Source organism: Euzebya rosea (genome assembly GCF_003073135.1).
Lineage (GTDB): Bacteria > Actinomycetota > Nitriliruptoria > Euzebyales > Euzebyaceae > Euzebya > Euzebya rosea.
The window spans coordinates 295,927-321,495 of the sequence record NZ_PGDQ01000001.1; the positions used below are offsets into that span (position 1 = coordinate 295,927).

General features: G+C 71.8%; 27 protein-coding genes. 11 read left to right on the plus strand and 16 right to left on the minus strand.

Annotated elements, in window-relative coordinates:
- Positions 1 to 175: 175 nt before the first annotated feature.
- Complete coding sequence (locus CUC05_RS01235; RefSeq protein WP_108664248.1) at positions 176 to 391, plus strand: hypothetical protein; 216 nt, start codon at positions 176 to 178, stop codon at positions 389 to 391.
- Between the two features lie 2 nt (positions 392 to 393).
- On the opposite strand, the gene CUC05_RS01240 is transcribed toward CUC05_RS01235, so the two are convergent.
- Genes CUC05_RS01240 through CUC05_RS01250 form a run of 3 tightly spaced genes read right to left on the minus strand, consistent with a single transcriptional unit; the run spans position 394 to position 3,243 of the window.
- Positions 394 to 798, minus strand: a complete 405-nt coding sequence (locus CUC05_RS01240) for a type II toxin-antitoxin system death-on-curing family toxin (RefSeq protein WP_205712070.1) — start codon at positions 796 to 798, stop codon at positions 394 to 396.
- A 2-nt stretch (positions 799 to 800) separates the two neighbouring features.
- Positions 801 to 1,007, minus strand: coding sequence for a ribbon-helix-helix domain-containing protein (locus CUC05_RS01245; protein WP_108664249.1), 207 nt, complete (start codon positions 1,005 to 1,007; stop codon positions 801 to 803).
- A 40-nt stretch (positions 1,008 to 1,047) separates the two neighbouring features.
- Positions 1,048 to 3,243 carry a M14 family zinc carboxypeptidase gene (locus tag CUC05_RS01250; protein ID WP_108664250.1) on the minus strand — a complete coding sequence of 732 codons (2,196 nt, stop codon included), beginning with the start codon at positions 3,241 to 3,243 and terminating at the stop codon, positions 1,048 to 1,050.
- An 85-nt stretch (positions 3,244 to 3,328) separates the two neighbouring features.
- Between CUC05_RS01250 and CUC05_RS24215 the strand changes: the two genes are divergently transcribed.
- Positions 3,329 to 4,447, plus strand: coding sequence for a RuBisCO large subunit C-terminal-like domain-containing protein (locus CUC05_RS24215; RefSeq protein ID WP_205712071.1), 1,119 nt, complete (start codon positions 3,329 to 3,331; stop codon positions 4,445 to 4,447).
- Positions 4,444 to 5,337 (plus strand): alpha/beta hydrolase, encoded by an 894-nt coding sequence (locus tag CUC05_RS01260; protein ID WP_108664252.1) that lies wholly within the window; start codon positions 4,444 to 4,446, stop codon positions 5,335 to 5,337. Before CUC05_RS24215 ends, CUC05_RS01260 begins: the two co-directional genes overlap by 4 nt.
- On the opposite strand, the gene CUC05_RS01265 is transcribed toward CUC05_RS01260, so the two are convergent.
- From CUC05_RS01265 to CUC05_RS01295, 7 genes are all read right to left on the minus strand, one after another.
- Complete coding sequence (locus CUC05_RS01265) at positions 5,309 to 7,501, minus strand: cell wall-binding repeat-containing protein (RefSeq protein WP_108664253.1); 2,193 nt, start codon at positions 7,499 to 7,501, stop codon at positions 5,309 to 5,311. The two genes, CUC05_RS01260 and CUC05_RS01265, sit on opposite strands and share 29 nt — an antisense overlap.
- Positions 7,498 to 7,998, minus strand: a complete 501-nt coding sequence (locus CUC05_RS01270; protein WP_108664254.1) for a hypothetical protein — start codon at positions 7,996 to 7,998, stop codon at positions 7,498 to 7,500. Before CUC05_RS01270 ends, CUC05_RS01265 begins: the two co-directional genes overlap by 4 nt.
- A 90-nt stretch (positions 7,999 to 8,088) precedes the next feature.
- Positions 8,089 to 8,685, minus strand: a complete 597-nt coding sequence (locus CUC05_RS01275; protein WP_108664255.1) for a hypothetical protein — start codon at positions 8,683 to 8,685, stop codon at positions 8,089 to 8,091.
- 122 nt (positions 8,686 to 8,807) lie between these two features.
- A complete protein-coding gene (locus CUC05_RS01280) occupies positions 8,808 to 9,608 on the minus strand; it encodes an aldo/keto reductase (protein WP_108664256.1) in 801 nt (266 codons plus the stop codon).
- A gap of 110 nt (positions 9,609 to 9,718) precedes the next feature.
- On the minus strand, positions 9,719 to 9,967 hold the full coding sequence (locus CUC05_RS01285) for a DUF7218 family protein (protein ID WP_108664348.1): 249 nt from the start codon (positions 9,965 to 9,967) through the stop codon (positions 9,719 to 9,721).
- A 45-nt stretch (positions 9,968 to 10,012) separates the two neighbouring features.
- Positions 10,013 to 10,777, minus strand: coding sequence for a hypothetical protein (locus CUC05_RS01290; protein WP_108664257.1), 765 nt, complete (start codon positions 10,775 to 10,777; stop codon positions 10,013 to 10,015).
- On the minus strand, positions 10,774 to 11,328 hold the full coding sequence (locus CUC05_RS01295) for a MauE/DoxX family redox-associated membrane protein (protein ID WP_108664258.1): 555 nt from the start codon (positions 11,326 to 11,328) through the stop codon (positions 10,774 to 10,776). The genes CUC05_RS01290 and CUC05_RS01295 overlap by 4 nt, the downstream gene beginning before the upstream one ends.
- A 347-nt stretch (positions 11,329 to 11,675) precedes the next feature.
- On the opposite strand from CUC05_RS01295, the gene CUC05_RS01300 reads away from it, so the two are divergent.
- A complete protein-coding gene (locus tag CUC05_RS01300) occupies positions 11,676 to 13,052 on the plus strand; it encodes an MFS transporter (protein WP_157965072.1) in 1,377 nt (458 codons plus the stop codon).
- Between the two features lie 20 nt (positions 13,053 to 13,072).
- Here the strand turns inward: CUC05_RS01300 and CUC05_RS01305 are convergent, their stop codons facing one another.
- The 4 genes from CUC05_RS01305 to clpS form a co-directional block, all read right to left on the minus strand.
- Positions 13,073 to 13,663, minus strand: coding sequence for a TetR/AcrR family transcriptional regulator (locus CUC05_RS01305; protein WP_157965073.1), 591 nt, complete (start codon positions 13,661 to 13,663; stop codon positions 13,073 to 13,075).
- 123 nt (positions 13,664 to 13,786) lie between these two features.
- Complete coding sequence (locus CUC05_RS01310; RefSeq protein ID WP_157965074.1) at positions 13,787 to 15,403, minus strand: CocE/NonD family hydrolase; 1,617 nt, start codon at positions 15,401 to 15,403, stop codon at positions 13,787 to 13,789.
- A 117-nt stretch (positions 15,404 to 15,520) separates the two neighbouring features.
- Complete coding sequence (locus CUC05_RS01315) at positions 15,521 to 16,036, minus strand: DUF2017 family protein (RefSeq protein ID WP_157965075.1); 516 nt, start codon at positions 16,034 to 16,036, stop codon at positions 15,521 to 15,523.
- 2 nt (positions 16,037 to 16,038) lie between these two features.
- Positions 16,039 to 16,335 carry an ATP-dependent Clp protease adapter ClpS gene (clpS, locus tag CUC05_RS01320; protein WP_108664263.1) on the minus strand — a complete coding sequence of 99 codons (297 nt, stop codon included), beginning with the start codon at positions 16,333 to 16,335 and terminating at the stop codon, positions 16,039 to 16,041.
- Between the two features lie 71 nt (positions 16,336 to 16,406).
- Between clpS and CUC05_RS25235 the strand changes: the two genes are divergently transcribed.
- Genes CUC05_RS25235 through CUC05_RS01330 form a run of 3 tightly spaced genes read left to right on the plus strand, consistent with a single transcriptional unit; the run spans position 16,407 to position 18,532 of the window.
- Complete coding sequence (locus tag CUC05_RS25235; RefSeq protein ID WP_205712073.1) at positions 16,407 to 17,390, plus strand: hypothetical protein; 984 nt, start codon at positions 16,407 to 16,409, stop codon at positions 17,388 to 17,390.
- 31 nt (positions 17,391 to 17,421) lie between these two features.
- Positions 17,422 to 18,117, plus strand: coding sequence for a PIG-L deacetylase family protein (locus CUC05_RS01325; RefSeq protein ID WP_205712074.1), 696 nt, complete (start codon positions 17,422 to 17,424; stop codon positions 18,115 to 18,117).
- A 7-nt stretch (positions 18,118 to 18,124) separates the two neighbouring features.
- On the plus strand, positions 18,125 to 18,532 hold the full coding sequence (locus CUC05_RS01330) for a hypothetical protein (RefSeq protein ID WP_108664264.1): 408 nt from the start codon (positions 18,125 to 18,127) through the stop codon (positions 18,530 to 18,532).
- A gap of 44 nt (positions 18,533 to 18,576) precedes the next feature.
- On the opposite strand, the gene ligD is transcribed toward CUC05_RS01330, so the two are convergent.
- Together ligD and CUC05_RS01340 are read right to left on the minus strand one after the other, a co-directional pair.
- The gene (gene ligD / locus CUC05_RS01335) at positions 18,577 to 21,192 is read right to left on the minus strand and encodes a non-homologous end-joining DNA ligase (protein ID WP_108664265.1); all 2,616 of its coding nucleotides are present in this window, start codon (positions 21,190 to 21,192) and stop codon (positions 18,577 to 18,579) included.
- Between the two features lie 102 nt (positions 21,193 to 21,294).
- On the minus strand, positions 21,295 to 21,840 hold the full coding sequence (locus tag CUC05_RS01340) for a hypothetical protein (RefSeq protein ID WP_108664266.1): 546 nt from the start codon (positions 21,838 to 21,840) through the stop codon (positions 21,295 to 21,297).
- 191 nt (positions 21,841 to 22,031) lie between these two features.
- Between CUC05_RS01340 and ku the strand changes: the two genes are divergently transcribed.
- From ku to CUC05_RS01360, 4 genes are read left to right on the plus strand one after another with little or no spacing between them, the layout of a single operon-like run.
- Positions 22,032 to 22,922, plus strand: a complete 891-nt coding sequence (gene ku, locus CUC05_RS01345; protein WP_157965076.1) for a non-homologous end joining protein Ku — start codon at positions 22,032 to 22,034, stop codon at positions 22,920 to 22,922.
- 3 nt (positions 22,923 to 22,925) lie between these two features.
- Positions 22,926 to 23,531 (plus strand): FxsA family protein, encoded by a 606-nt coding sequence (locus CUC05_RS01350; RefSeq protein ID WP_108664268.1) that lies wholly within the window; start codon positions 22,926 to 22,928, stop codon positions 23,529 to 23,531.
- Positions 23,528 to 24,568, plus strand: coding sequence for a ribosome small subunit-dependent GTPase A (gene rsgA, locus CUC05_RS01355; protein WP_108664269.1), 1,041 nt, complete (start codon positions 23,528 to 23,530; stop codon positions 24,566 to 24,568). The genes CUC05_RS01350 and rsgA overlap by 4 nt, the downstream gene beginning before the upstream one ends.
- Positions 24,565 to 25,566, plus strand: a complete 1,002-nt coding sequence (locus tag CUC05_RS01360) for a PD-(D/E)XK nuclease family protein (RefSeq protein ID WP_157965077.1) — start codon at positions 24,565 to 24,567, stop codon at positions 25,564 to 25,566. Before rsgA ends, CUC05_RS01360 begins: the two co-directional genes overlap by 4 nt.
- Positions 25,567 to 25,569 lie beyond the last annotated feature (3 nt).

Sequence of the window (25,569 nt, forward strand, 5' to 3'; positions counted from 1 at the left end):
GCTCGTTTCTCGAAACTCTCGGTTGCCGCGAGGTCGAGACGTCGCCCCGCATGGACTCTTCCACGGACGTCGCCGTGGACCGGACCGCACCGTTTGTCACACGCCTGGGTTTGGGTGACGGAAGTAACGTCGGGGGTCAACGAGGTCCAACTGTACCAGCGACGAAGGGGTTCCCGTGCCTGCCCAGCTCACCGTGTCCGACGAGGCCCTCGACTTGCTGCGCCCGCTGTTCAGCCAGGTGGAGGGCAGCTGCGAGGTCTGGACCGACGAGGAGATCGTCACCCGCCTGCTGATCCGCGGAGTGATGGCCTACGGGCAGACGGCCGGTCGGGAGTTCGCCGACATGTCTGCCCTGGCCGGGACCCTGCGTGAAACGATCGCCACCGGGTGACGTCAGGGACTTCGTGGGGACGGCGGGCTGTCCGGGCGTTGCGCGGGGACGAGCCGGTCGGCGATCTCCTGCAACGACACCCGTCGCTGTGCGGCGTCCATCACCAGCTCGAAGGCGTCGTCGTCCTCCAGAGACACCTCGATGCCGTTGAGGTCGAGGAACACGACGGTCGCCAGCCACGCGATCCGCTTGTTGCCGTCGACGAGTGCGTGGTTGCCGACGAGAGACTCCAGCAGTGCTGCGGCCTTCAGCCCGAGCGTGGGGTACGCATCGGTCCCGAAGGCCGACGAACGCGGCCGGCTGGTCGCGGCGTCGATGAGCCCGACGTCCCGCACCGGGCCGATGCCGAGCCTGCGGACCAGGTGCAGGACGTCGTCGAGGTCGAGGTGGACGGTTGGTTGTCCCACCCTCAGACAGTGCCGAGTCGGTCGAGCACGTCGCCCCAGCGTTCGATCATCCGGTCCGCGCTGGCCTCGACGGCCGTCGCATGCCCAGCCCGCTCGTAGCGCTCGAGCACTGCCCGACGGATGACCTCCTGTCGAGACAGCCCCTCGGTCTCGGCCAGCACGTCCAGGGCGTGCTCGAGTGCGGCATCGGTCCTGAGGGTCATGGCCATGCCCAGATGATACCAGTCTGGTATCGGCGATGGGAGGGCCTCACAGCCCCTTGAGGATGTTCATCAGGATGCCGTTGCCGGCGTAGGTGACGGCGTAGTCGGCCAGGCCGTGGGTGTTCGGGCCCACGTTGCCGGCGTCGGGCAGGATCGCGCCGAAGATGGTGACCCGCCCGTCGTCCAGGGCCATCGACCCGAGGGTGGGTTCGCCGCCGGCCAGCACGACGTCGTCGGTGGCGTTGCCGTAGGTCGAGGTCACGAGCAGGTCCATGCTGGCGGTGGTCGCGCCGATCGTGGCCGCGACGTCACCGGTCCACGCGTCGGCGTCGACGTACCAGGCCGGGGCGGTGTTCATCCGGTAGCCCAGCGGCACCTCGAAGTAGGTCTGGCGGATGATGCCGCCGACGCCGTCCAGGAGCGGGTGGTCGCGGTCGACCTCGGAGATCTCACCGGCGTACTGGGTGACCCGCTCGACGCTGTCGGCCGGCACGGCACCGATGACCTCCAGCGCCTGCAGCGCCGAGTCGGTCAGCACCAGGTCGCCGCCCGCACGGGTCCATGCCTCCAGCGCCGCCCAGCCGTCGACGTCGTCGATCCGCAGCGAGTCGTCGGCCACGACGATCCGGTCGAAGGCTGACAGGTCGGTGCTGGTCACGTCCTCGATGGGCTCCATCGTCACGTCGGCCATGACGGTCTGGACGTCCTCGAAGTACGTCATGTTGGTGGAGGCGTAGTCGGCCTGCGGCAGCCCGAAGGGCGGTTCGTTCTCCACGTCCTCGTCGGTGATCGTCTCGGCGTCGTACACGTAGCCGATGCGGGCCCCGCCCATGTCGACGGTGTAGTCCAGGCCCGGGGTGCGACGGTCGGCCCGCTCGGCCGGCACATCCACGCCGACGCCGTAGGCCTTGAGGGTCAGGGCGATGGTGGCGTCCAGCAGCGCGCGCGTGGTGTCGACGTGCACCTGTTCGAGCTCGGGGACGAAGACCGAGGACGGCACGAGGTTGGACAGGATGTACTCGTGGTCCATCTCCAGGATCCCCTGCTGCACCAGGTAGTCGCCCTGGAAGCCGGAGTCGTCGTACCCGATCGCGTCGTAGGCGGTGTGGTACTCCGCGGGCTGCACCTCGCCCATGCCGATCGTCGCGAGCAGGCCCGCAGCGCCGGGGTGGACGGAGGTGTTGACGTTGTACTTGATGGCCTCGGCCAGGCGGTACTGGCCCTGCAGCGCGAGCGGGTCGAACTGCCCGGCCGGGAACATGATCGCCAGCAGGACGTTGTCGGCGAACTCGCCGTGCAGGTCCGCGGCGCCCTGCGGGGTACCCAGGTAGTCCTCGATGAAGGCCTGCAGCGCCTTGGTCTCGTTCTCGTTGCCGGTGTTGTACTGCTGCCCGCCGGCGTTGTGCCACCCCTGTGTGGGGAACTGGCGGTTGAGGTCGCGGCCGTTGTCGTTGCCGCGGTGGTACAGGCCCCGCCCGTCGTTGCGGTCCCCGTCGGCCCACCCGTCGGGGTTGGGGGCGATGAAGTGCAGGCGAGCGGACTGCAGGACCTCGGTGACGCTGTACTCGGCGTAGTCGGGGTTGGCCGGGTCGCCGGCGGTCAGCACCTTGGGACCGGTGACCGGTTCGGTGCCCAGCTGCTCGGCCTCGAAGGCGATCAGCAGGTCCTCGATGTAGCGCACGCCCCCCTCGGCACCCGCACGCTCGGCGCCGTGGATGGACATGGAGAAGTACAGGTCGAGGCGCTCCTCGACCGGGTGCTCGCTGCTGTCGGGGGCGGTCACCGTCACGACCGGCATCTCGCGACCACCTGCGGAGAGGATCTTTCGTACCCCCTCGTCGTCGACGATCGCGCCGCGGGCGTCGAGCACGCTGATCTCGCCGGCCTCCAGCAGGTCGCACACGTAGGTGCAGATGTCGGCGTGGACGAACGCGCCGGCGCCGTCCTCACGGGTGACGGAGTAGCGGTTCTCCAGCTCGTCCAGCCCGGTCAGGTACGACATGGCCAGGCCGCCGAGCGTGCCGTCGGTGTACTGCAGGAAGTCACCGTTGATGATGGGGTCGGGGAAGACCCGGGTCGGGTCGGCGCCGTCGAGGGACAGGCCAGCGGCCGCGGCACGCTCGATCTGGGCGTCGGTGGCCGACGGCATCGACGGACCGGCGCCGAGCCCCACGGTGGGGGCGAGGGCGACGGCACCCATGGTGAGGGCGGCGAGGGCGGAGCGGAGGGTGGGGCGGGGCATGCGGGCGGAGCCTTCTGGTCGAGGGGTCTGCCGGCAGGGTTCGACACCGGTCGGGCGGTTTCCTGCCCGCTACGCTCCGGCGACGATGCTGGCCCACACCGATGTCGCCGCCTCGGGCGACCGCTTCACCGCCACCTACCTCGTCGATCCCGCCCTGGGCGACGTCGCCGACGTGGCCCGCTGGATGGCGGGGGAGATGACGGTGGAGTTCCCGCTGGACCTGATCGACCCCGACGACGGTATCGGCACGCACGTCGTCGGCCGGGTGGAGTCCGTCGAGCCCGACGGCGGTCGACACCGCGTCGTGGTCTCCGTCGCCGACGAGGTCGTTGCCGGCTCGATGACCCAGCTGCTGAGCGTCGTGTGGGGCAACGTGTCCCTCGGTCGTGGCGTGGACCTGGTGGCGCTGGACCCCCCGGCCGGATGGCCCCCGCCGGTCCCGATCGACCGGCCTGCGGGGCTGGCGGCGTTCCGCGCCCTCGCCGACGCCCCGACCCGGCCGCTGCTGATGAGCGCCGTCAAGCCGCTCGGCCTGCCTGCCGACCGGCTGGCCGCGATGGCCCACGAGCTGGCCGCGGGCGGGCTGGACGTGGTGAAGGAGGACCAGTCGCTGGCCGATCAGCCGTGGGCGCCCTTCGATGACCGCATCGGCCCGATCGCGCAGGCGATCCACGACGCCAACGACCGCCACGGCACCCGGGCGGTCTACGCCCCCAGCCTCAACGGCCCCGTGATGGACCTGCCCCGCCGGGCTGCCGCCGCCCGTGACGCCGGCGCCGGCGCCGTCATGGTGCAGCCGGGGATCAGCGGGTATCCCGCCATCGAGGCCGCCGCCACCGCTGGCCTGCCCGTCATCGCCCATCCCGGCGGGTTCGGGGGGCTGTCGGATCGCGTTGCCCCGGCGCTGGTGCACGGCCTGCTGCCACGGCTTGCCGGTGCCGACTGCTCGGTGTTCATCGTCCCCGGCGGCCGGTTCCCCATCGACGAGGCCGACGCGCGGGCGACGGTCGAGGCATGCCTGCGCCCGTCCGGTGCGCTGCCGCCGATCCTGCCGGCCGCGGGTGGCGGGGTCAGCGTCGAGCGGGTGCCGCAGCTGCGCGAGGCCTACGGCGACGACCTGTGCCTGCTGATCGGTGGTGACCTGCATCGTGATGGCGACCCTCGCCGGCGGGCGGCGTTGCTGCGGGAGGCAGCCGAACGATGACCAGCCCCCCGGACCGCCGGCGCGACGTCGACCGTCAGGCCGTCCTGGCAGCCAAGCGCCGTGAGGACCGCCGGGCGTGGCACCGCATCGCGGAGGTCCGTGGCTGGACCGGCGGGCACCGTGCCCCGCACCGCACCGTCGCCCTGACCACCGACGACGGCGTCCGCCTGGCCGGCACCTGGCTGCCCGGTCCGCGGCGCGAGGACACCGCCATCGTGGTCGTGCACGGCTTCGCGGCCCACCGACGCAAGCCTGCCTACGCGTTCCTCGCCGACCACCTGGCCGCCACCAACCACGTCCTGGCCATCGACCTGCGCGGCCACGGCGGGTCGTCGGGCCGGTCCACCCTCGGCGCCGACGAGTGGCGCGACGTGCACGCCGCGGTCGACACACTCAAGGGAAGGGGCCACCAGCGGGTCGTCGTGGTCGGCCTGTCGCTGGGTGGGACCGCGACCGCCCACGCGCTGGCCAAGGGGCTGGACGTCGACGCCGCGGTGCTGGTGTCCTCCAGCGCCCGTCACTGGGACCTCTCCCTGCCCGGCATGGTCACCCTCGACAGCCTGTGGCGATCACCGCTGAAGCGTCGTGTCTGGCAGTCGATCGCGGGGTTCCGCATGGTGCCGCCCGACCGGATCCCGCCGTACGGCGACCCGGTCGACCTGGTGGCCGACACCGACGTGCCGCTGTTGATCGTGCACGGCGCGGACGACGCCTACTTCGCGCCGGGACACGCCGACGAGCTGGCCGAGGCGGCTGGTGGCCACGTCGTCGTCTGGCACGAGCCCGTCGGGTTCGGGCACGCCGAGGACGGCCTGACCCCAGCCTTCTGTGCGCGGCTGGCCGAGGCGGTCGGCCGCGTCGTCAGCGAGGGCCGTTTCCCCGCCCGCTGATGCCCGGCAGGGTGGGGGGTGGTGCCGGCTCCGGGGCCTCGTCCCCGGACGGGGACCCCGCGGTGTCGGCGGCGGCCGGGTCCTCACGCACCTCGTGGGGTTCGTTCGGGGACGCGGCCAGCTGCTCCACGACCAGCGCCGACACCGCAGCGGTGCCGCCCACCACGACCAGCGAGGCAGGTCCCAGCTCGGCGATCGCATGGCGGGTCGCCGTCGGCAGGGCGTCGGTCGAGGTCAGCAGCAGCCACGACGGATCCGCGGTCGCGGCCGCGCCGGCCGACAGGGCATCGGCGAAGCGGTCACCGGTTGCGACGAGCGCCCGGTCGAGGTCCCGAGGCAGCTCGCGTGCCGCCTCGACGGCGGTGTCGAAGCGGCCGTCGCCGGCGATGCGGCGGACGGTCGCCAGCGGCACCGCACGGCGGATCGCACGGACGACGTCGTCGGACACGGCCGACTCGCCGCCGGCGACGACGACCTCGGTCGGCATCCATCGGCGCAGGGCGTCGCCGGTCACGTCGGGCAGCTCGGTCGGCTCCGTCAACAGCAGCGGCGCCTCGGCCGTGCCGGCGACGGGGGTCACCGCGAGCGCGTCGGGGAACGTCCGGCCGCTCGCGACGTACACGACGTCGACCGACGCCTCTTCCCCCTCATCGGTCCGCACCTGCTCCTCGGCCAACGCGACCGCGGTGGCGAACCGACCGTCCCCGGCGACGCGTCGCACGTCGGCGTCGGGCAGGCGGTCGCGGACGGCGTCCAGCACCGCGTCGGCCACGGCCTCGGCGCCACCGGCCACGATCACCGTCGACGGGGCGAGGCGAACCAGCTCGTCAGCGGTCGCAGACGACAGGTCCTCGGTCGCCACGAGCAGCACCGGGCCCCCACGCACGCCGGCAAGCACGCCACCCGCCAACGCGTCGGCGAACGCCCCGGCGGTCGCCAGGACCACCGTGTCGGCGCCGTCGGGGTGGCTGGCTGCCGACACCGCGACGGCGGTGGCGACCCGGTCGGGCCCCTCGATCCGCTCGACGGCTGCGGTCGTGTACCACTCATCGGGGGCGTCGGGAAGCTCGACGTCGGAGGGCACCAGCCGCACCTCGTCGGTGGACGGGTCGTGGGCCAGTGACCAGCCGGCGGCGAAAAACACTCGTCGGCGTCCACCGGGGGCGTCGACGACGTCGGTGGCGGGGAAGCCCAGCCATCCGGCCGGCCCGCCACGCTGCTGGTAGGCCGCCTCGAGGGTGCCCGACAGCACGTGGGCGGTGCCGGTCGACGGGGCGTACAGCGTCCCGGCCTCGGTCCGCATCCGCTGGCCGCCGTCGATGTCGACGGGGGCCTCGACGATCCAGCCGAGCGTGCTGTCCGGTCCGCCGCGGTCGCGGTAGGCGGTGGCGGCCGGCCCCGCGGCGACGATCAGCCCGTAGGCCTCGACGGTGGTGATCACGCCGTGCTCGTAGGCACGCCAGCGACCTCCCCTGGGTCCCTCGACCTCCTCGGCGACGGGGGCGCCGACGACGGATCCGACCAGGCCGATGTCCTGGTACACGACGGCGATCTCGGTCGGGTTGGGCGGGTTCAGGCACGTCGCGTTGTGCTCGCGGGTGCGCTCGTCGGTGCGGACCGTCGTGGTGCAGGACTCGTCCCACTCCCAGGGCGGGGTGCAGATGACGATGCGGCACACCACCTCGGTGGTGCCGGGCACCTGCTGGTTGCACTGGCCGTAGCGAAAGTTGTTGCAGCACACGCGGCGGCGGTCGCACTCGCCCTCCGCGCAGCGGCAGGTACAGGTCTCGCCGGGGGTCCGGTTGCAGTCCACGACGTAGCGGTCCTCGCCGCGGCAGAACGCCGAGGACGACACCTTCCACCAACCGGCCGCGTAGGACCCCTCGGGGCACGTGTTGGCGCCGGCGTTGATGGTGCAGCACATGGCCGTCCAGCCCTGGCTGCACTCGTTGGCCGGGCCACAGACGCTGGCCCACGCGCTCTGGGGCTTCAGCACGAAGTCGATCGGGTTGACCGTCAGGGCCGTCGCGACCAGGGCCGCGCGCCGCAGGAACGACCGCCGGCCCGGACGACGGCGGTCGAGCAGACGGCTTGCGGACGTCGCGAGGCGCTGGCTGAGCGGGGTGGTCCGGTCGGAGTCGTCGGTGGGGAGGAGGAGAGTCACGAGGGGGTCACCTCGGCGGGGGCCACGTCGATGCGGGACAGGGCGTCGTTGACGCGGGGCAGCAGGCGTCGGGCCTGCCAGTGGCCGCCGAGCACGACGTACAGGCACAGCGCCCGCCCGGCTTCGGTGCAGAAGACCTGGGTGCCGGACTGCCCGGCGATGGCGCGCTGCAGCCCGTTGGGTGCGAAGTCGGCGACCGACAGTCGCCGAGGCATCCGGCCGGTGTCGAACAGCGCCGTCCCGAGGTTCTCCGGTCCGTACTCGATGAGGGCGATGAACACGTCGTCGTCCCCGAGCAGGTCGACGGCACCGCTGCCGAAGTCGCCGCGCACCTCCGGCAACGACGCGCTGGTCAGGTGCAGGACCGGCGGGGTGTGCACCGGTCGTCCGGCCTCTCGGGCGCGAGCCGCCACGCGCTCGTCGATCCGACCGCGCTGGACCGCCCCCTCCCACTTGTCCGGCAGCGCGACTCGGAAGCCGTGTGCATCAAGGTGCATGGCGGTGGTGCAGCTCCCTTCGGTGGGCGTTCGCCGGCGGCGGCGGGCGAGGAGTGCGCGTCACGGGACGGCGCGCGGGATGACGGAGTCTCACCGCACGACCACCACGAACGCGGCAAGGGCCACGCCCATCTGGCCGAGGCGGGTCACGAGTGATGCCCTCTCGCGGGCAGCGTCAACCCCAGCGAGGGTGCGGCGCAGGGCAGCGACGGTGCGGATCCGCCCGGCGGCGACCAGCGGCAGGGCCCGGGCGACCCCGAACACGAGGCCGATCAGTCCACCGGTCCGGACGCTGCCCGACAGCGCGGCCGTTGCCCACGTCACCCAGACGATGCTGGCCGGCACGATCGTGGCCACGCCGGTGCCGAGCTGGGCGCCGAACCCGATGCCGTACACCCAGCCGCGGTAGGTGGTCAGCCAGCGGTCGTCGACCTGCCGGTGGATCGACGGAACGCCGGATGTGGCGTCCAGGACCAGGCCGATGGTGGCCAGGGATCCGATGCCCACGAGCTGTGCGGTGGCGGAGGGAAGTCGGCCGGCCAGCGTCCAGCCGGTGGATCCGAGCAGACCCAGCAGGGCTCCGGTCATCGCGCCCGCGCTCGCGGACCCGACGACGTAGGCGGCGACGGTCACCGACCATCGCTGCTGGCGGGATGCCTCCCCGACCGGGGAGATGCTGGACAGCATGGACTCCCCTCAGGGGGACCACTGGGTGCGGACGGCCGCCAGCAGCGCCAGCACCGTGCCGAGGACGAGAACAACCACGCCGACGAGGGTAGGCCCCGCCGGCGTGGTTGCTGTGGGCTGCGTCAGTCCCAGTCGGGCGCGAACGGCGGGTCGATCACCCGCTGGTCCTTGGGCAGGTCGTCGAGGGCCGCACGGTCGTTGGTCGACAGCGGCTCCATGTCCAGGGCCTCGAGGTTGCTTCGGAGGTGCTCGGGGCTCGAGGCCTTGGGGATCACGGCGACGCCGTCCTGGTCCAGCAGCCAGCGCAGGGCGATCTGGGCGGGACCGGTGCTGCGGGCACCGGCGATGTTGGTGACGACCGGGTGGGTCAACAGCGTGCCGCGTGCGAGGGGGGAGTAGGCGGTCAGGGTGATGCCCATGTCGCGGGTCGTCTCCAGCAACGTCGACTGGTCCAGGAGCGCGTGGTACTCGACCTGGTCGACGACCACCCGGGCCGCCTCGCCGGCGCGGCGCAGCTGTTCGCTGGTGAAGTTGCTGACCCCCAGGTTGGCGACGAGGTCGCGGTCGGCCAGCTCCTGCATGGCCTCGAGGGTCTCCTCGAGGTCGTCGAGCTCGACCGGCCAGTGGATCAGCAGCAGGTCGAGTCGGTCCAGGCCGAGCCGACGGAGGGAGTCCTCCGTGGAGGCGATCACCTTGTCGGGGGCGTGGTTGTGGTTGTCCAGCTTGGTGGTCACCCACAGCTGGTCACGGTCGATGTCGGCGCGGGCGATGCCGTCGCCGACGTCGGACTCGTTGCCGTACATCTGGGCGGTGTCGATGTGGCGGTAGCCCATCTCGATGCCGGCGGCGACCGCATCAACACACGTGTCGCCGGTCAGCTCCCAGGTGCCGAGGCCGAGCGGGGGCATGGTGGAGGGGTTCATCAGGCGTCCTTGGATGGGGGGAACGAACGGTGTCGGGTCGAACGGGGCGGGATCGGGCGGGGTGGGATCGTGCGGGGCGGGTCGGACGGGTCGCGTCGAACGCCGGTGCGTCAGGTCGACCGCAGCGCCTCGATCAGCTCGTCCTTGGTCATGTCGGACCGCCCGTCGATGTCGAGCTCCTGGGCGCGCTCGTACAGGTCGTCCTTGGTCCACTCCTCGTAGGAGGGCGACGAACCGCCCTTCTTCGAGGCGTCCTCGGTGTTGGCGATCGCTGCGGCCTTGGACTTGCTCATCCCGTGGTCGCGCAGCTTCTCGTACTGCTCGTCGTCCTTGATGCTGGGTCCGTGGTTCTTGGCCATGCCCATGGGGTTCCCGGCGGATGGGGGTGGCCAAACACAGGGTGGTCAGACAGGGTCCTCGCCGTGTGGCTCGTCGGCCTCGTGGGCGTCGGTTGGGTACAGGCGTGGGTCGCCGGGGGTGATGCCGGCGCGCAGCAGCTCGGCGTCGGTGTCGCGCTCCACCGCCATGTCCCGGCTGGCCTTGCGGGTACGCGGCGTGTCGTCGCCCACCCAGGCCAGGTCGCCGGTGGCCTGCGCCATGAGGTTGGCGACCTGGTCCCAGGTCGTGCCCGTGCCCTCACCCACGACCCGGCCGGACCGTCCCTCCACCAGCACGGCGTAGGGCGAGCCGGGGACGGCGTAGTCCGCCCAGGCGGCGGAGGACATCACGACCGACGCGCCGTGGCGGGGGACCAGCTCGGCCAGCGCCGACGGGCTCTCCTCGTCCAGGTCCTTGGTGACGGCGACGACGCGGATGCGGCTGGGCAACCCGAGTCCGCCGGCCTCGCGCATCGCATCCCAGAACGTGCGGCAGGTCAGGCAGCCGCTGGAGAGGAACAGCAGCAGGGTGTCGTGCTCGACGTCGACGGTTCGCACGACCCGGGCGCCCCCGTCGAGGGTGCCGCCGGACAGGTCGGCACCCGCCCGGCCCGTCCGCGCGCTGGGTCCCGGCTGCGGGTCGCGTCGACGGGTGCCGGAGTCCTCGTCCTCGAGGTCGGCGCCGAGGCGGTCGAGGGCACGCAGGACCTCGGCGTTGGTGCGCAGCAACCCGGCGACGAGCACGGCCAGCAGGGCGACGACGATGGCCAGCAGTGCGACCACGACGCTCACGCGGGACTCCCGCGGCGCAGGACGGCGGGGGAGGCGCCCCCGGCGACGGTCGTGTCGGCGGCACGGACGAGGAGGACGCGCAGCAGCCCGACCCCGGTGACCAGCAGCACGGCCCCGGCGACGGCGCCCGCGATCCCGGCGTCGGCAGCGAGGTCGGCCAGGGGGACGGTGCCGACGAACGCACCTGCGGCGGCGGCCATGCCCAGGACGGCGTTGGTCGCCATGTGGGTGCGGGTCACCACGGTCGCGGTCGTGCCGAAGCACCCACAGTCGACCTGGGCGGCCCGCTGCCACCACGCGACACCGAGCAGGATCGCGTAGACGACGGCCAGCACCGCCGGGGCGATCCGACCGCCGGCGATCACCACGCCCACGCCGACGGCGATCTCGCCGAGGCCGAGGGCCCGGGCGGCCGCGCGCCCCGAGGGCAGGTGCAGGCGGTGCAGCGTGGCCATCGCGGCGTCGGGCACCGGCACCTTCAGCGCGCCGGCCAGCACGAGGAGGGCGGCGCCGAGCAACACGACGGCGGTGACGATCGGAGAGGCGTCCATCGCCCGACGAGCCTACCCAGCAGGTCCGGGCTGGCCGTCCACCGCACCTTCACCCGGATCGGTCGTTCGGCGACGATTGGCGTTCGGCGACGATCGTGGCCGGGGGTGCACCGGTGCACCCGTCCCTCCAATCGTGGCCCACGACCAACCTCGTGGGGTTGGCTTCCGGACACGATTGTGGCGAGGGGAGCACCCGTGCACCCGTTTCCACAGTTGTAGTGGGAAGCCCCGTTCGGGTGTTGTCGTCGAAGGCCCCGTCCGGATGTGGCCACGGATCTCGTGTTGGTGGTGCGGGCAGCCGGTGCGACACTGCCACCGACGTGACGAACCGCTAGGATCTGTCGGCTGTGAAGGAGTCGCCGTGGGGTCAGTCGTCGAGGTCGGTCCACCTGACCGTCCTGGCGCGCTTCGTGTCGAGCACGGGGGCCGAGGCGGCGTTCTTCATCGGCCTGTGGGGCAAGGCCGCCTACGAGTTCGACGGCACCCCCACGGACCTCGCGATCATGTCGGCGATCATCGGCATCGCGGCCATGGTGGGATCCGTCGCGGGCGGAACGCTGGTCGACCGGTTCGACGCCCGCCGGGTGGTCATCGGTGCCCAGGTGGTCTTCGTGCCGGCCACCCTCTCCCTGATCCTGGCCAGCGACCTGCCGCGCCTGCTGGCCCTCGGGACCGTCGTGTGGCTGACCGGTGCGGTGCTGGAGACCGCGATCACCTCGCTGCCGCCCGCGCTGGTCGACGACGCCGGGCTGGACTCCGCCAACGCCCGGCTGGAGTCGGCCAACTGGCTGGCGCTCGTGGCCGGGCCGGCGCTGGGCGGCCTCATGTTCCCCATCGTCGGCTTCTCCGGCATCTTCGTCTTCGACGCCGTCACCAGCGTCGTCGCGCTCCTCCTCGTCCTGCGGGTCCAGCTGCCCGATCGTGGCGCCGCGCACGCCCCGGAGGGCACCCTCGCCACCAGCGGTCCCCTCGACCCGGTGGCCGACGCCCGGCCGGGACCGTTCGCTGACGTGCTGGACGGCCTGCGCCTGGCGGCCACCAACCCTGCCATCCGGCTGGTGCTGTTCCTCGCCGCCCTGCCGAGCCTGGCGTTCGGCATGTTCATCGCGCTCGAACCCCTCTTCTTCCGCGACGTCGTCGGCGCCCCGGTGGAGACCCTCGGCTACGTCAACGCCATCTTCGGGATCGGCCTGTTCGCGGGCTCGATGTGGCTGGAACGACGGGCCGGACTGTTCACCACCTTCCGCAACGGGGTCCTGATCGTCATGGCCTCGGGCCTGGGATCGGTGCTGTACGTCGCGACGGGCGACCTGCGGGTGGTGCTCGTCGGTGCCATCACCTGGTCGATCCCCCTCGGCATCGCGTTGCCGCTCACCCGGACGCTCGCCCAGCGGGCCGCCGGCCCCACACACGTCGGTCGGGTGACGGGCCTCATCGGCACCGTGACGTCCGGCGCCAGCCTGCTGCCGATCGTCGTCGCGCCCGTGCTGGCCGCGACCCTCGGCATCCAGCGGGTGCTGCTGGCGGCCGGTCTCGTGGCGGCCGTGCTCGCACCGATGGCATGGCGCGCGGCAGGTCGACAGGACCGCCTGCGTGCGACCACGGTGTCTCCGAGCCCCGAGCTTCTGCTACCGCAGGCTGGAACCACCGAGCCCGGGACCGTCGACCCCACCGAGCCGGAGGCCAGCGAGCCCGACGCAACCGAGCCCGAGCCGGCGGGCTGAACAGGCCGGGTCGGCCAGCGTCAGTCGGTGCGCTCGAACCCGCCGAGGCCGCGCCACAGCAGGCGGGCCAGCAGGTCGACGGCATCGTCGGCGGGGATGTCGGGATGGTCGACCCACCACGTCGCCCCCGCGATCGCGAGGCCGCGGACGCCCGTGGCCAGCAGCTCGGCGCCGCCCTGGGACAACCCGGCGTCGGCGGCGATGAGCTTGGCGACCGCCTCGGCCACCCCCTGCTTCGCCGCGTCGACGCGCTGGGCGATCTCCTCGTCGGCGAAGTCCGCGGTGAGGAACAGCAGCCGGAAGCGCTGGTCCTCCACGAACTCGAAGAAAGCGCTGATGGCCCCCCGCACACGTGCACGGTTGTCGGTCGTGCCCTCCAGCGCGCTGGTGACCCGGCGCTGCAGCTCCTCCGTCGCCTCGTCGACGAGCGCGATGTAGAGGGCCCGCTTGGAGGGGAAGTGCTGGTACAGCACCGGCTTGGACACCCCGGCGGCCTCGGCGATCGACTCCATCGACAGGGTGTGGAATCCGTGGGTGGCGAACTTGTCCCCGGCCACCGCCAGCAGCTGCTCGCGGCGTTGGGGGGCGCTCAGTCGGGCTCGGCGATCCATGACGTCAACCATGTTACCGGTCAGTAACTGTCGAGTGAGGGTGCCGGGACCAAGAATTGTTGTGCAGTCGAACGAAACGGCCCCGGACGATGGGTCGTCCGGGGCCGTGTGATCGTGCCGGTCCTAGTCCGCGACGACCGTCGGGATGGTGACGGCGACGTCGGTCATGCCGACGAAGCCGGGGGTGCGGGAGCCGTGTCCGAAGAACATGTCGCTCGTCGGGCTGACGGTCAGGTACAGCGTCTCGCCCTCGTCGATGGTCTCGGCGATCCCGGGCAGGCGCATGGTGATCGCGTCACCCGCCGAGGGCACCGGGCCGGCCATGCGGTAGGGCATGACGTTGTTCTGGATCGTCTGGGCGTTGGTGGGGCTGGTGCCCTTGGAGAGGGTGAAGAACAGCCGCTGGTCGTAGCCGAGGCCGTAGAGCTCGGCGGACAGCGCGGGCACGCCCGCGATGGTCAGCGGGCCCTCAGCCAGCGCCAGCGAGATCGGCGCGCCGGCCATGGTGTGGCTGCCGATCGCCGGGCCCAGGGTCCCGGTCGGGTCGATCTCCTGCGGCTGGTAGGTGGCCTCGAAGTCGATGTCGGCCTCGGTCAGGTGCAGGCACTCGCTGGAGGCGGTGGTGTAGTGGAACGGCTCACCGTTGCCGAGGACTCGGGTGTCGCCGCCCGTGAAGGCCGCGCCGAAGAACTGCATGCGGGTGTCGGTTGACAGGCCGCCGCACTTGTCGCCGCTGCCGGAGTAGCCGACCGGATAGACGTTGGGCAGGGCGTGGCCGCCGTTGTGGCCGACCAGCATCGACCGCTCGCGGGCGTCGTCGGTCAGCGTCTGGGTGAAGTTGTCCCACGCCTCGTTGAAGATGAACAGGTTGTCGCTGAAGCCCTGGGTGATGAGCATCGGGATGTCGAGCTGGATCCGCTCGCCCGCCGCGTCGACGTAGCCAGCCGGCCCGTGGGTTGCGAACTCGGCCTTCAGGTCGTGCAGGCCGGGCACGGTGCCGTCGGCGTACTGGCCGGTGGCCACGCCGTAGGCGAAGCCCTCGCTGATGTAGCGCTCGACCTTGCTGGCGCCGGTGGAGTACAGCAGGGTCAGCCACGCCGAGCGGGGCACGTCGTTGGGGGCCAGCGCCGTGTTCAGGTCGTGCCAGGTGATGTCGGGAGCCATGGCGTCCAGGCGGGTCGCGCCGAACTGCTGCATCTCCGTGAGGGCCAGCACGTACTGGTAGCCGCCGCCGTAGGACCCGCCCCAGGCACCCAGCACCGGGTCACCGCCGCGGTCCGCCCACGGGGAGTCCTGCTCCAGCGGTTCCTTGGCGACCCAGTCCAGCGTCGCGATGTAGTCCACGACCGCGATCATGTCCATGCCCTCGAACTCGGGGTCCTCGACGTTGCGCAGGCCGCCCGAGGCACCGTGGCCGCGTTGGGTGATCGACACCACGCCGTAGCCGGCAGCCTGCTCGGCGGCGTAGGCGCCGGCGCTGCTGGTCTTGGAGCCACCCCAGCCGTGGGAGTGCAGCAGCACCGGGACCTGCTGTCCCTGCGCCAGGGCCGGCTTGTAGACCTGGATGTCGATGGTGATGCCGTCGGCGGCCAGCGAGGTCACCGAATGGGCGTAGCTCTCGGCCTCGAAGGGCTGCTCCGCGGCGGACGGGGTCGGCGCGAGCAGCGCCAGCACCGCCGCGACGGCGATCATGGCGACCGCCGCAGGACGGGCAGAACGGGACAGGGATGCAGCACGCACGGGATCGGCTCCTCGGCTCGGGCCCGCAGGAGGCGCAGGCGCTCGACCACCGACAGGAAGTGATGGTGTTCTGTTCTTTCGACGCGGACGGCCCGGGTTCCTCCCCGGACCGACGCGTCATTCCTCGTCCGGCAGGGCTCCGTCGAGCAGCATGACCAGCATGCCGAGCAGCTCGCCGAGGTAGGCCAGGATCAGCGCCGCCTCGTCGTCGGTCTCGATCAGCCGATCCCAGTCCTCCTCGGTGCGGATGCCGACGATCTGCGCCAGGACCAGCCGGCCGTCCTGCAGCACCGCCAGCCACGCGGCGGTCTGCTCCTCGGTGAGGTCGATGCGCCAGACGTCACGGCGCACCGTCCCGGCCCGCAACGACTCCTCGAAGGTGTCCAGCATCGTCCGCTTGGCCTCTGCGAGCAGGTCGATCGCCGTGTCGGCGTACTCCATCTGCTCCAGCGGGTCCTCGTAGGCCCGGGGGAACAGCCGGCCGACGACCTCGTCGTGCGGCGTGTCGGCGTCGACCCCGGCGATGACCTCGCGGATGGTCCGCACCATGTCGGCCAGGAGCGCGCGCTCGGCGGTCGGCAGGGTCACGCGGACCCCGCCGTCGGCATGGCGAACCAGTCGTGGGAAGCGCACGGTCAGTCCTGGGAGAGGGTGGCCTGCAGGCCGTGGGCATGCAGTCGGTGGACGTCCATCTCGGCCTGTTCGCGCGGACCGCTGGACACGACGGCGCGGCCCTCCTCGTGGACCTGCATCATCAACCGCGTTGCCGTGGCCTTGTCGTAGCCGAACAGCTTGCGCAGCACGAAGACCACGTAGTCCATCAGGGTCACGGGGTCGTTCCACACGATGACGTTCCACAGCCGATCCCGTTCGTTGACGGTTTCGGTGCTGGAGACGCGTTCGCGTTCGGGGGCTTCGAGAGGTACAGGCATGCGGTGCCGACAGGCTAACCCTCCTATGCTCACCGCGGCCGTCAATACCCACCGTAGTGAACGGAACCCCAGTGCCCACACGTGTCCTCGCCAGCCTCCTCGTCCTGCTGGTGCTGTTGGCGGCATGCGGAAGCGACGGCGACGACACGCCGTCGGACGTGGCCACGGTCGACGTCCCCACGATCGAGGAAGCCGACCCCACAGCCGAGGCGACCGTGCCCGAGGCGCCCGAACCTCCCGCACAGGACGCCCCCGTCGACCCGTTCCTCGCCGGGGTGTCGGAGGAGATCGGCGAGGCGCTGGGGTACTGCGCACAGGGCGCCCGTGACTGGTGTGCGTTCGTGGGCCCCCAGCTGACCAACGACCAGCTCATGGAGATCGAGGACCTCTGCGGCCTCGGCGACGACGAGGCGTGCTCGGCCGCGGCCAACCTGCTGGCGGTCGGGTGGGCCGCGCAGTTCGGCGACCCCGAGACCGACGAACCCGCTCCCGCGCCGACCACCGAGGCACCCGTCGAGGAACCGGTCGATGACGACTTCGGCACCGCCGAGCTGCTGTCGAGCGGCTTCGTCATCGGGTCCGACTACTACGCGTTCGGATCGACCTACGAGGAGATCGGCCCGGCGCTCGAGGCCGCGATCGGCGCGCCGGTCGGCGACACCGGTCCCACCCCGATCGACGCGGGATGCCCCGCTGCGGGTACGGCCTACCGGATCGTGGACTACCCCGGTCTGTCGTTGACCATCCTCGACGAGTCGCCCTACGCCTCGGGATACGCCCACGTCGCCGCCTGGACGGCCTTCGCCGAGCTGCCCTCCACCATCACCCCCTACGCCGTGCTCGGGGATGCCCCCGGCCAGCCGATCGTCCCCGGGTCCAGCACCGTGTTCGACCTCGAGGTGCAGTTCGGCAGCGAGGTGGAGTTCTTCGACGACGAGTTCGGTCCCACCTACGCCCTGGAGGACTCCGGCGGCCGCTTCTTCGGATTCCTCGACGGGCTGGCCGACGACGACCTCGTGCAGTCCGTATTGGCCGGGCAGGGCTGTGGGGAGTAGCACCCCGCGCCGCTGGGACCCCACGACGGGATTGGACGGCGTCGAGCGGGCGCTGGTCGTGATCGCCCACCCCGACGACGCGGAGTTCGGGGCGGCCGGGACCGTTGCCCTCTGGACCGAGGCCGGCGTCGACGTGCGCTACCTCGTCATGACCGACGGGGCCAGCGGCTCCCAGGACCCGGAGATGACCCGCAAGCTGCTGGCCGCCAACCGTCACCTCGAGCAGACGGCGGCCTGCACGCTGCTGGGCGTGACGGACCTGGAGTGGGGCGGCTACCTGGACGGGTGGCTGGAGCCCTCACTGGAGGCGCGACGCATCGTGGCGGCGGCCATCCGACGGCACCGCCCGCAGATCGTGCTGACGCTCGACCCCGAGATGCGGATCACACCCCGCGGCAGCATCAACCATCCCGACCACCGGGCCGTCGGCGACCTCGTCATGCACTGCATCAACCCCGCGGCGTCCACCAGGCTGTGGGACCCCACGCTGCTGGAGGAGGGGCTGGAGCCGTGGGACATCAGCGAGCTGTGGCTGATGGGGTTCGGCGCCGGTCCCGACCGGGTCGACGTGACCGAGACGTTCGACACCAAGATCGCGGCCCTGCGCTGCCACGTGTCCCAGGTCGGCGAGAGAGACCCGGAACCGTGGCTGCGCGACATGGCCGCCCGTGCCGGGGCCGAGGTGGCCGTGGGCCTCGCCGAGACCTTCAGGATCCTCCGGTGGTGAGCGCCCCGTGCTGAACGGCCCGGTCTTTCGTCCCGTCATCAGCGTCGTCCGACCGGCCCCCGACGGCCGCAGCATCGAGGTGACCCTCGACCTCGACGGCTGGATCGCCGACGCGGTCGCCGAGGTCGACGACGACGATGGCTTGTTGGTCGCGGCCTGTCGGGCGACCTGCGTCGCGGTCGCGCAGTTCCTCCCCGGTTCGGTCCACGTCGAGATCGCGTTCGTGCAGCACCTGCAGGAGCAGGGCGACGGTCCCGAGGTCGTGCTGGTCGGGGTCGAGCTGATCGATGCCGGCCCGGACGGCCCGGAGGAGCTGCTCGGGGTCTGCCGCGTGCGCCACGACCTCCAGGTGGCGGCGGTCCGGGCGACGCTGGACGCCCTCGGTCGCCGGCTGAGTCCCTACGTCCCGGACTGACGGGGACTCGGGCGCGCTGGCTGGGCATGCCGTCGCTGTCGTGGTCAGCGGATGGCGGCCCGGGTGACGGCGGCCGGGTCGGCGTCGTCGACCAGCCGACGGTAGGACGGTGCGCGCAGGCGTCCTTCGCCGGTGACCTCGGCGTACTCGACCTCCGCCACGTGGACGGGATCGGTCCAGCGGGTCTCGGCATCGCCGCCGTCGTCGACGAGCGGGCTGTCGGCCCGTGACCGCTGGTCGAGCAGGTCCTCGAGACGGGCCCGTTCGGCCCCGTCGAACCCGGTCCCGACCCGCCCCATGTAGCGCAGGCCGTCGTCGTCGTGGGCAGCGACGACCAGGCTGCCCAGGTCGCCGGCACCGGTGGAGGAGGGCACCCAGCCGACGACCACCACCTCGGCGGTGCGGCGGACCTTGACCTTCAGCCAGTCCGGTGATCGACGACCGGGCAGGTAGCGCGACGACCGCCGCTTGGCGACGACCCCCTCCAGCCCCTGGGCCTCAGCGGCGGCGTACAGCGCCGTCCCCCGGCCGGGGATCACGTCGCTGCGCACGATCGTCCGGCTGGGGACCAGGACCTCGTCGAGCAAGTCGAGGCGATCCTCCAGCGGCATCGCGACCAGCGACTGCCCGTCGAGGGCCAGCAGGTCGAACACCATGTAGTGCACCGGCGTGGCCCGACGGGCCCGGTCGACCCGGTCCCGGCCGCGCAGGTGCATGCGCTGCTGCAGCAGGCCGAAGGACGGCCGACCGTCCGGCCCGAGGGCCACGACCTCGCCGTCGAGGACCGCGTTGAACGCCAGCACCCGCTCCCACAACCCAGCCAGCTCCGGGTAGGCGGGGGAGATGTCGTTGCCGTTGCGGCTGACCAGCCGGGTCACCCCATCGTTGCTGTCCTTCGTACCGGCCCCGGGCCGCTGCACGGTCGCGATGGCCCGGACGCCGTCCCACTTGACCTCGAACACCCAGTCGTCGTCGTCGAAGGGGGCGCCCCCGCCGGTGGCCAGGCAGGGGGCGATGACGGGTGGTGGATCGGGCAGCTCGATCAGGTCGGACTTCGCGCGGGTGACCAGCCACTCCCGCTTGCCCTTCTCGCCCCGTCCCACGCGGAAGAGGTGCCACTCGCCGTGGTGGCGGTGGCCGGTCAGCCGGAACGTGACCTTGCCGTCCTCCCACTCCACGGTCTCGTAGGTGCCGGTGTCCCAGATCCGCATCGGTCCGCCGCCGTACTCGCCCTCGGGGATGTCGCCGTGGAAGGTCAGGTACTCCAGCGGGTGGTCCTCGGTCTGCATCGCGAGGTGGGGGAGCTCGGGGACCAGCGGCAGGCCCTTCGGCAGCGCCCAGCTGCGCAGCGTGCCGCCCCGTTCCAGCCGCAGGTCGTGGTGCAGGCGGGTGGCCAGGTGGTGCTGGATGACGAACCGCGAGTCGTCGCCCGGCCGGGGCTCCTCACCGGCGGGTTCGTTCGTGACGGCGAAGTCGCGCATGGAGGTGTACGTCGCCAGCTCGCCCGGGTCGGGATGATCGGCCGCGGGCGGCTCGACGGCGGGTCGGTCGGCGTCGACCGGGCCGGGTGGGTGCGGGCGCGATCGGGGCCTCGACCCGCCATGGGTGGGTTCCGCCCCGATCGTGCCGTTGTCAACGGGGTCGGTTGCGCGGATGGAGTGGGAGGGACCGCGGCGCTGCCTGTCGACGTCGATGCCGACGGCCTCCATGGCCGACCACAACGTCTGCCCGCCGGCGAGGACCGCGGTGAACTCGTCGCCGACCTCGTGCAGGCGCGGCCAGACGTTGGCCATGGTGAAGTCCTGCGGGGCGACGTCGGTCGCGAGCTCCTCCCAGCGCAGCGGCATGGACACCGGTGCGCCGCGGTGGGGACGCACGGAGTAGGCCGCGGCGATGTTGCGCCCCTCGGTGTTCATGCCGGCGTCGAGGAAGACCTTCCCCGTCCGGTCGCTGATCTGCCACTCCATCGTCGTCCGATCGGGGTCGGCCCGGTTGACCAGCCGGCACAGGCGGGTGATCAGCTCCCGGACCTCCGCGAAGGTGTGGACCCGGTCGATCGGGACGTAGACGTGGATGCCGGTCGCCCCCGACGTCCGCGGATAGCCGGTCAGGCCGAGCTGGTCCAGCACGACACGGATCAGCTGTGCGACCTCCTTGACGACGTCGAAGCCGACCTCCATCGGATCGAGGTCGAAGAAGGCGTAGTCGGGGTAGCCGAGCATGTCGACGCGGGAGTGCCACGGGTGCATCTCGATGCAGCCGAGGTTGGCGACGTACACGAGGCTGACGGTGTCCTGGGCCATCAGGTACTCGATGACCTTGCCGGCGCCGCCCTGCCCGTCACCGTCGCTGACGACGGGTGCCCGCGGCATCCAGTCCGGGACGTGGTCGGGCGCGTTCTTGGCGTAGAAGAAGTCGCCGTCGGCGCCGTCTGGCATCCGCTTGAGCGTCAGCGCCCGGTCGGCGAGGAACGGCAGGATCCATGGAGCGGCGTTGAAGTAGTACGCCAGCAGGTCGCCCTTGGTGTAGCCCTCCGGGCCCCAGTACGGCTTGGTGAGGTTGGTGACCTTCTGGCTGACGCCGTCGACGTCCAGCCGCCACGACGTCTTCCCGGTCTGGGTGACCGGCAGGGGCTGGGGGAAGTCGATGGTGGTGACCACCCGGCCATCATCGCAACAACGGTCCGCTGGGTCCGGACACGACGACGGCCCGACCGAGGTGGTCGGGCCGTCGCCGGACTGCTCCTGTCTGTCTACCGCTGGCTAGCTGACGTAGATGTCCATGTCGTAGGTGCTGCCGGGGGAGGCGAACACGACGACCTCGGCGACCACGTACTTCACCGGGCTGGTGGCGGTGGCCGTGACGCTGCTGTCGACGCGCTCGGCCTCACCGGGGTTGTTGCCCGAGCGGCCCAGCTCGGAGAGGATGTTGCCGTTCTCGTCGGCGGCGTAGAGGATCAGGTCGAAGTCGGCGACCGGCACGGAGTACTCACCGATCGTCACGCCCACGCCGACGGAGTCCCTCGCGTTCGGGTCGGCGGCGATCTCGGCGTCGGTCAGGCCGCGGATGGCGAGGAAGGTCCGCTCGCACTGGGCCTCGGGGGTGCCCTCGCAGGCGTACTCGGTGGCGGTGCCGTCGAGGAAGAACGCGACGTTGGTGCCGACCTGCGGGTCGCTCGTGAAGGAGGCCGAGTTGTTGGCGCCGTCGTCCAGGTCGTAGGTGTGGGCGGGTTCGGGTGCCGCGCCCGCGGGGAGGGCGAGGGCGCCGATGGCGAGGATGGCCATCAGCAGGGCCGGGAAGCGCTTCATGTCGTGATGCTCCTTGCAGAAGGTGTCGTGACGAGAGATGCACACATCCCCCGGGTGGCCCTCCGTTCGACACCTACCCCGTCGACTCCTGCACGCGGGCCGAATTGTCTTCGGTGGCGCCTCAGCGAACCGGCCGAGACCGTTGTGGGCAGAGCATGGCGCGGCCCTCGATCAGCCGCGATAGTGGACCCATGCCGAGAACCCTGTGGAAAGGCACGTTGTCCTTCGGCCTGGTCACCATCCCGGTCGGGCTGTACACCGCGACGGAGAACAAGTCCCCGTCGTTCAACCAGCTGCGCCGGGGTGACAACTCGCGGATCGGCTACAAGCGGGTGGCCAAGGCCGACGACACCGAGGTCGGCTACGACGACATCGTCAAGGGCTTCGAGTACGAGAAGGACCGCTTCGTGGTCTTCGAACCCGACGAGATCGCCTCGCTCCGCCCCAAGTCCAGCCGGGTCATCGACATCGAGTCGTTCGTCCCGCTGGAGGAGATCGACCCGATCTACTTCGACAAGCCCTACTACCTCGGCCCCGAGGAGACCGGCGCGAAGGCCTACGCCCTGCTGTCCTCGGCCATGAAGGAGTCGGGGAAGGTGGCCCTGTGCCGCGTCACGATGCGCGACAAGGAGCACATGGCCGTGCTGCGCTTGGTCGAACGGCCCGGCACCGGCACCGAGGGCGAGGAGGCCGGCGACGACGAGCCGGTCCTCGTGCTCAACACCATGCACTGGCCCGACGAGATCCGGGAGTTCTCGCTGTCCGACGTCGGGATCGACGAGATCCCCGAACCGCGCCAGGCCGAGGTCGACATGGCGCTGACGCTGATCGAGAACTACTCCGGCAGCTTCTCGCCCGAGGAGTACGTCGACACCTACCGCTCCCGCGTGATGGAGGCCGTCAAGGCCAAGGTCGAGGGCGAGGAGATCGCCGTCGTGGAGGAGGACGAACCCGCCTCCGTGCTGGACCTCATGGCCGCCCTCAAGGCGTCGGTGGAGTCCTCCAAGGGCGGCAGGTCCAGCGGCAAGGGCAGCGGCAAGGACGAGGACGCCGACGCCGACGCCGAACAGCAGGCGTCCTGACCCGTGGCGCTCCTCCTCGTCCTCTGCTTCGTCGTCATCCCGCTCGTCGAGGTGACGGTCATCGGGCAGGTCCAGGAGCTGCTCGGCTGGCCCTACACCATCGTCATCCTCGTCGCCGACTCGATCCTCGGCGCGATGCTGGTCAAGCAGGAGGGCACCCGGGCGTGGCGGCGGTTCGGTGAGGCGCTGCGCGAGGCCAAGGCGCCGGCGTCGGAGGTCGTCGACGGCGCCCTCATCCTGTTCGGCGGGGCGCTGCTGCTGACCCCGGGATTCGTCACCGACATCGTCGGCCTGGCCTGCGTGCTGGGCCCGACGCGGTCGTTGCTCAACCGGCTGCTCGTCACCCGGTTCGCGATCGCCTCGGGTCCGCTCGGTTCGATGTTCCTGCTGGGCAACCGGGGTCCGGTGGACGCCAGCGGCGGACGCGGCGAACGGCGGCGCAACGGACGTCGTGGCCGACGGACCAGCGACGCCGAGCCGCCGCCGTCCACCCCGCCGCCGCGTGGCTCGTCGGGGACCGGCAGGGGTGCTGGCGCCGACCCGCCCGACGTGATCGACGTCGAGGTGCTGGACGTCCGGCGCAACCCGCGACGCCCCGAGGACGGATGAGCGACCGGGGCGCCACCGAGGCCGCCGGCGAGGAGCACGTGGGGTTGGAGGGGCTGGGCTGGGACCAGCGCTGGGCCGCCCTGCACGACGACGCCGACGTCGGCATGGGCGACGACCCGCGGGTCGGGCGGATCGCTCGCACCCACCGGGTCGGCTTCGACGTCTTCACCAGCGACGGGCGGCTGTTCGCGGTCACCAGGGCCCGGCAGCGGGACCCGATGCGGGCACCGGCGACGGGGGACTGGGTGGTCCTCACCGACGTCGCCGACATCGACGAACCCGTCATCACCTGTGTGCTCGATCGGCGCTCCGCCGTGGTCCGTCGCGACCCGGCCGACCGCGCCGCCCCACAGGTGCTGGCCGCCAACGCCGACGTCGTCGCCGTCGTGCAGGGCGCCGACCGGCCCATCAACCCCCGCCGGCTGGAACGCCAGCTCGCCGTGGCCCACGGCAGCGAGGCACGGGTGGTCGTCGTCCTCAGCAAGGCCGACCTGGACCCCGACGGCGACGTGGCCCGGCAGCTGAAGGAGGTCGCGATCGGGCAGGAGGTGCTGGTCACCGGGGCGAACGACGGCGTCGGCATCGACGAGCTCGACGCGATGACCGACGGTGGGCACACCCTGGTGCTGCTGGGTGAGTCAGGGGCCGGCAAGTCCTCGCTGGTCAACGCCGTCCTCGGCCACGAGGCCACCGCCGTCGGCATGGTGCGGGAGGGCGACAGCAAGGGACGCCACACCACGACCCGCCGAACGTTGTTGCCGCTGCCGACAGGCGGGGCCCTGCTGGACACGCCGGGCGTGCGTGCCGTGGGCCTGTGGCCGGGATGGGCCGACCTCGAGGCCGTCTTCCCCGAGATCGCCGAGGCGGCGGAGGCCTGCCGGTTCTCCGACTGCAGCCACCGTCGCGAACCCGGATGTGGGGTCACCGGTGCGGTCGAGGACGGGACGGTCCGGGCGGACCGGCTGGAGGCGTGGCGGGCCCTCGACGACGAGCTCGAGGCGACCCGGACCGAGGTCGAGCGCAAGGACTGGCGATGACCGACGGGGGAGGGGCTGCAGGGGGAGCGGTGGTCGGCGGCCTCGACCTCGACCAGCTGGCCCCCGCGCAGCGCCGCATGGTCGAGGGCCTCATGGCGGTCGGAACGCCTCGACCGCCGTTCGATCCCGACCGCGCCGGCCGCATCCGGGCCATGGTCGAGAGCCGCATCGCCGGCGCGGTCGAGGGACGCGACGCCGACGCCCCGCGCATCGTGCTCGGCAAGACCAAGCTGGACGCGCTGGGCTGTGACGGTCGGTACCTGGACATGCTGGCGACCCCGTTCGAGTGGTCCGCGGCGACGGTGCGTGGCCAGCTGGTCCACGGGTCGATCGAGCTGGACCACCAGACCGGTCGGCAGCACACGGTGGTCGACCTGATGGACGACTCGTGGGAGCAGTTCCGCCACTCCGGGGACTCGGCGCTGGCGTTCACGAGCGACCTCACGGCGCTGGAGTCGGAGCGGATGAAGGCCGACGCGGTCACCGCCGTCGAGGAGTTCCGCGCCGTGTTCCCTCCCCTCCCACGATCGTGGTCGATGGTCTGGGAACCCACCATCGCCGCCCGCTTCGGGGCGGGGGCGGTCACGGTGAAGGGAAAGCCGGACCTGGTGCTCGGCCGGCCGCACCCCCACGAACGGCGGATGTTGCTGGCCGACCTGAAGACCGGGTCGCGGTCGGGGAAGGACCGCGCCGACATGCGGATCTACGCCCTCCTGGCGACGCTGAAGTACGGGCAGGCGCCCTTCCGGGTGGCCACGATCTACATCGACGAAGGGGCCTTCGAGCACGAGGACGTCACCGACGACGTGCTCGAGGCCGCGGCGCGCGGGCTGGCCGACCGGCTCAACACCGCCCTGCGGCTGACCGACCGCCCCGAGGCCGTCAACCTGTCGGCCGGGCCGGCCTGCCGCTGGTGCGGGCTGGCCCCCACCTGCCCGGAGAGGCAGCGCTGGGACGACGAGCGGGCTGACACGGCCACGGACGCCCTCCCCTTCTGACCG

Coding starts and splice junctions, on each gene's coding strand:
- CUC05_RS01250 (WP_108664250.1), bottom strand. CDS start 3,243: ATGCCCCGCCCCACCCTCCGCTCCGCCCTCGCCGCCCTCACCATGGGT.
- CUC05_RS01340 (WP_108664266.1), bottom strand. CDS start 21,840: ATGAAGCGCTTCCCGGCCCTGCTGATGGCCATCCTCGCCATCGGCGCC.
- CUC05_RS01245 (WP_108664249.1), bottom strand. CDS start 1,007: ATGGCCATGACCCTCAGGACCGATGCCGCACTCGAGCACGCCCTGGAC.
- rsgA (WP_108664269.1), top strand. CDS start 23,528: ATGAGCGACCGGGGCGCCACCGAGGCCGCCGGCGAGGAGCACGTGGGG.
- CUC05_RS01360 (WP_157965077.1), top strand. CDS start 24,565: ATGACCGACGGGGGAGGGGCTGCAGGGGGAGCGGTGGTCGGCGGCCTC.
- CUC05_RS01305 (WP_157965073.1), bottom strand. CDS start 13,663: ATGGATCGCCGAGCCCGACTGAGCGCCCCCCAACGCCGCGAGCAGCTG.
- CUC05_RS01270 (WP_108664254.1), bottom strand. CDS start 7,998: ATGCACCTTGATGCACACGGCTTCCGAGTCGCGCTGCCGGACAAGTGG.
- CUC05_RS01280 (WP_108664256.1), bottom strand. CDS start 9,608: ATGAACCCCTCCACCATGCCCCCGCTCGGCCTCGGCACCTGGGAGCTG.
- CUC05_RS01285 (WP_108664348.1), bottom strand. CDS start 9,967: ATGGCCAAGAACCACGGACCCAGCATCAAGGACGACGAGCAGTACGAG.
- CUC05_RS01275 (WP_108664255.1), bottom strand. CDS start 8,685: ATGCTGTCCAGCATCTCCCCGGTCGGGGAGGCATCCCGCCAGCAGCGA.
- CUC05_RS01260 (WP_108664252.1), top strand. CDS start 4,444: ATGACCAGCCCCCCGGACCGCCGGCGCGACGTCGACCGTCAGGCCGTC.
- clpS (WP_108664263.1), bottom strand. CDS start 16,335: ATGCCTGTACCTCTCGAAGCCCCCGAACGCGAACGCGTCTCCAGCACC.
- CUC05_RS24215 (WP_205712071.1), top strand. CDS start 3,329: ATGCTGGCCCACACCGATGTCGCCGCCTCGGGCGACCGCTTCACCGCC.
- ku (WP_157965076.1), top strand. CDS start 22,032: ATGCCGAGAACCCTGTGGAAAGGCACGTTGTCCTTCGGCCTGGTCACC.
- CUC05_RS01295 (WP_108664258.1), bottom strand. CDS start 11,328: ATGGACGCCTCTCCGATCGTCACCGCCGTCGTGTTGCTCGGCGCCGCC.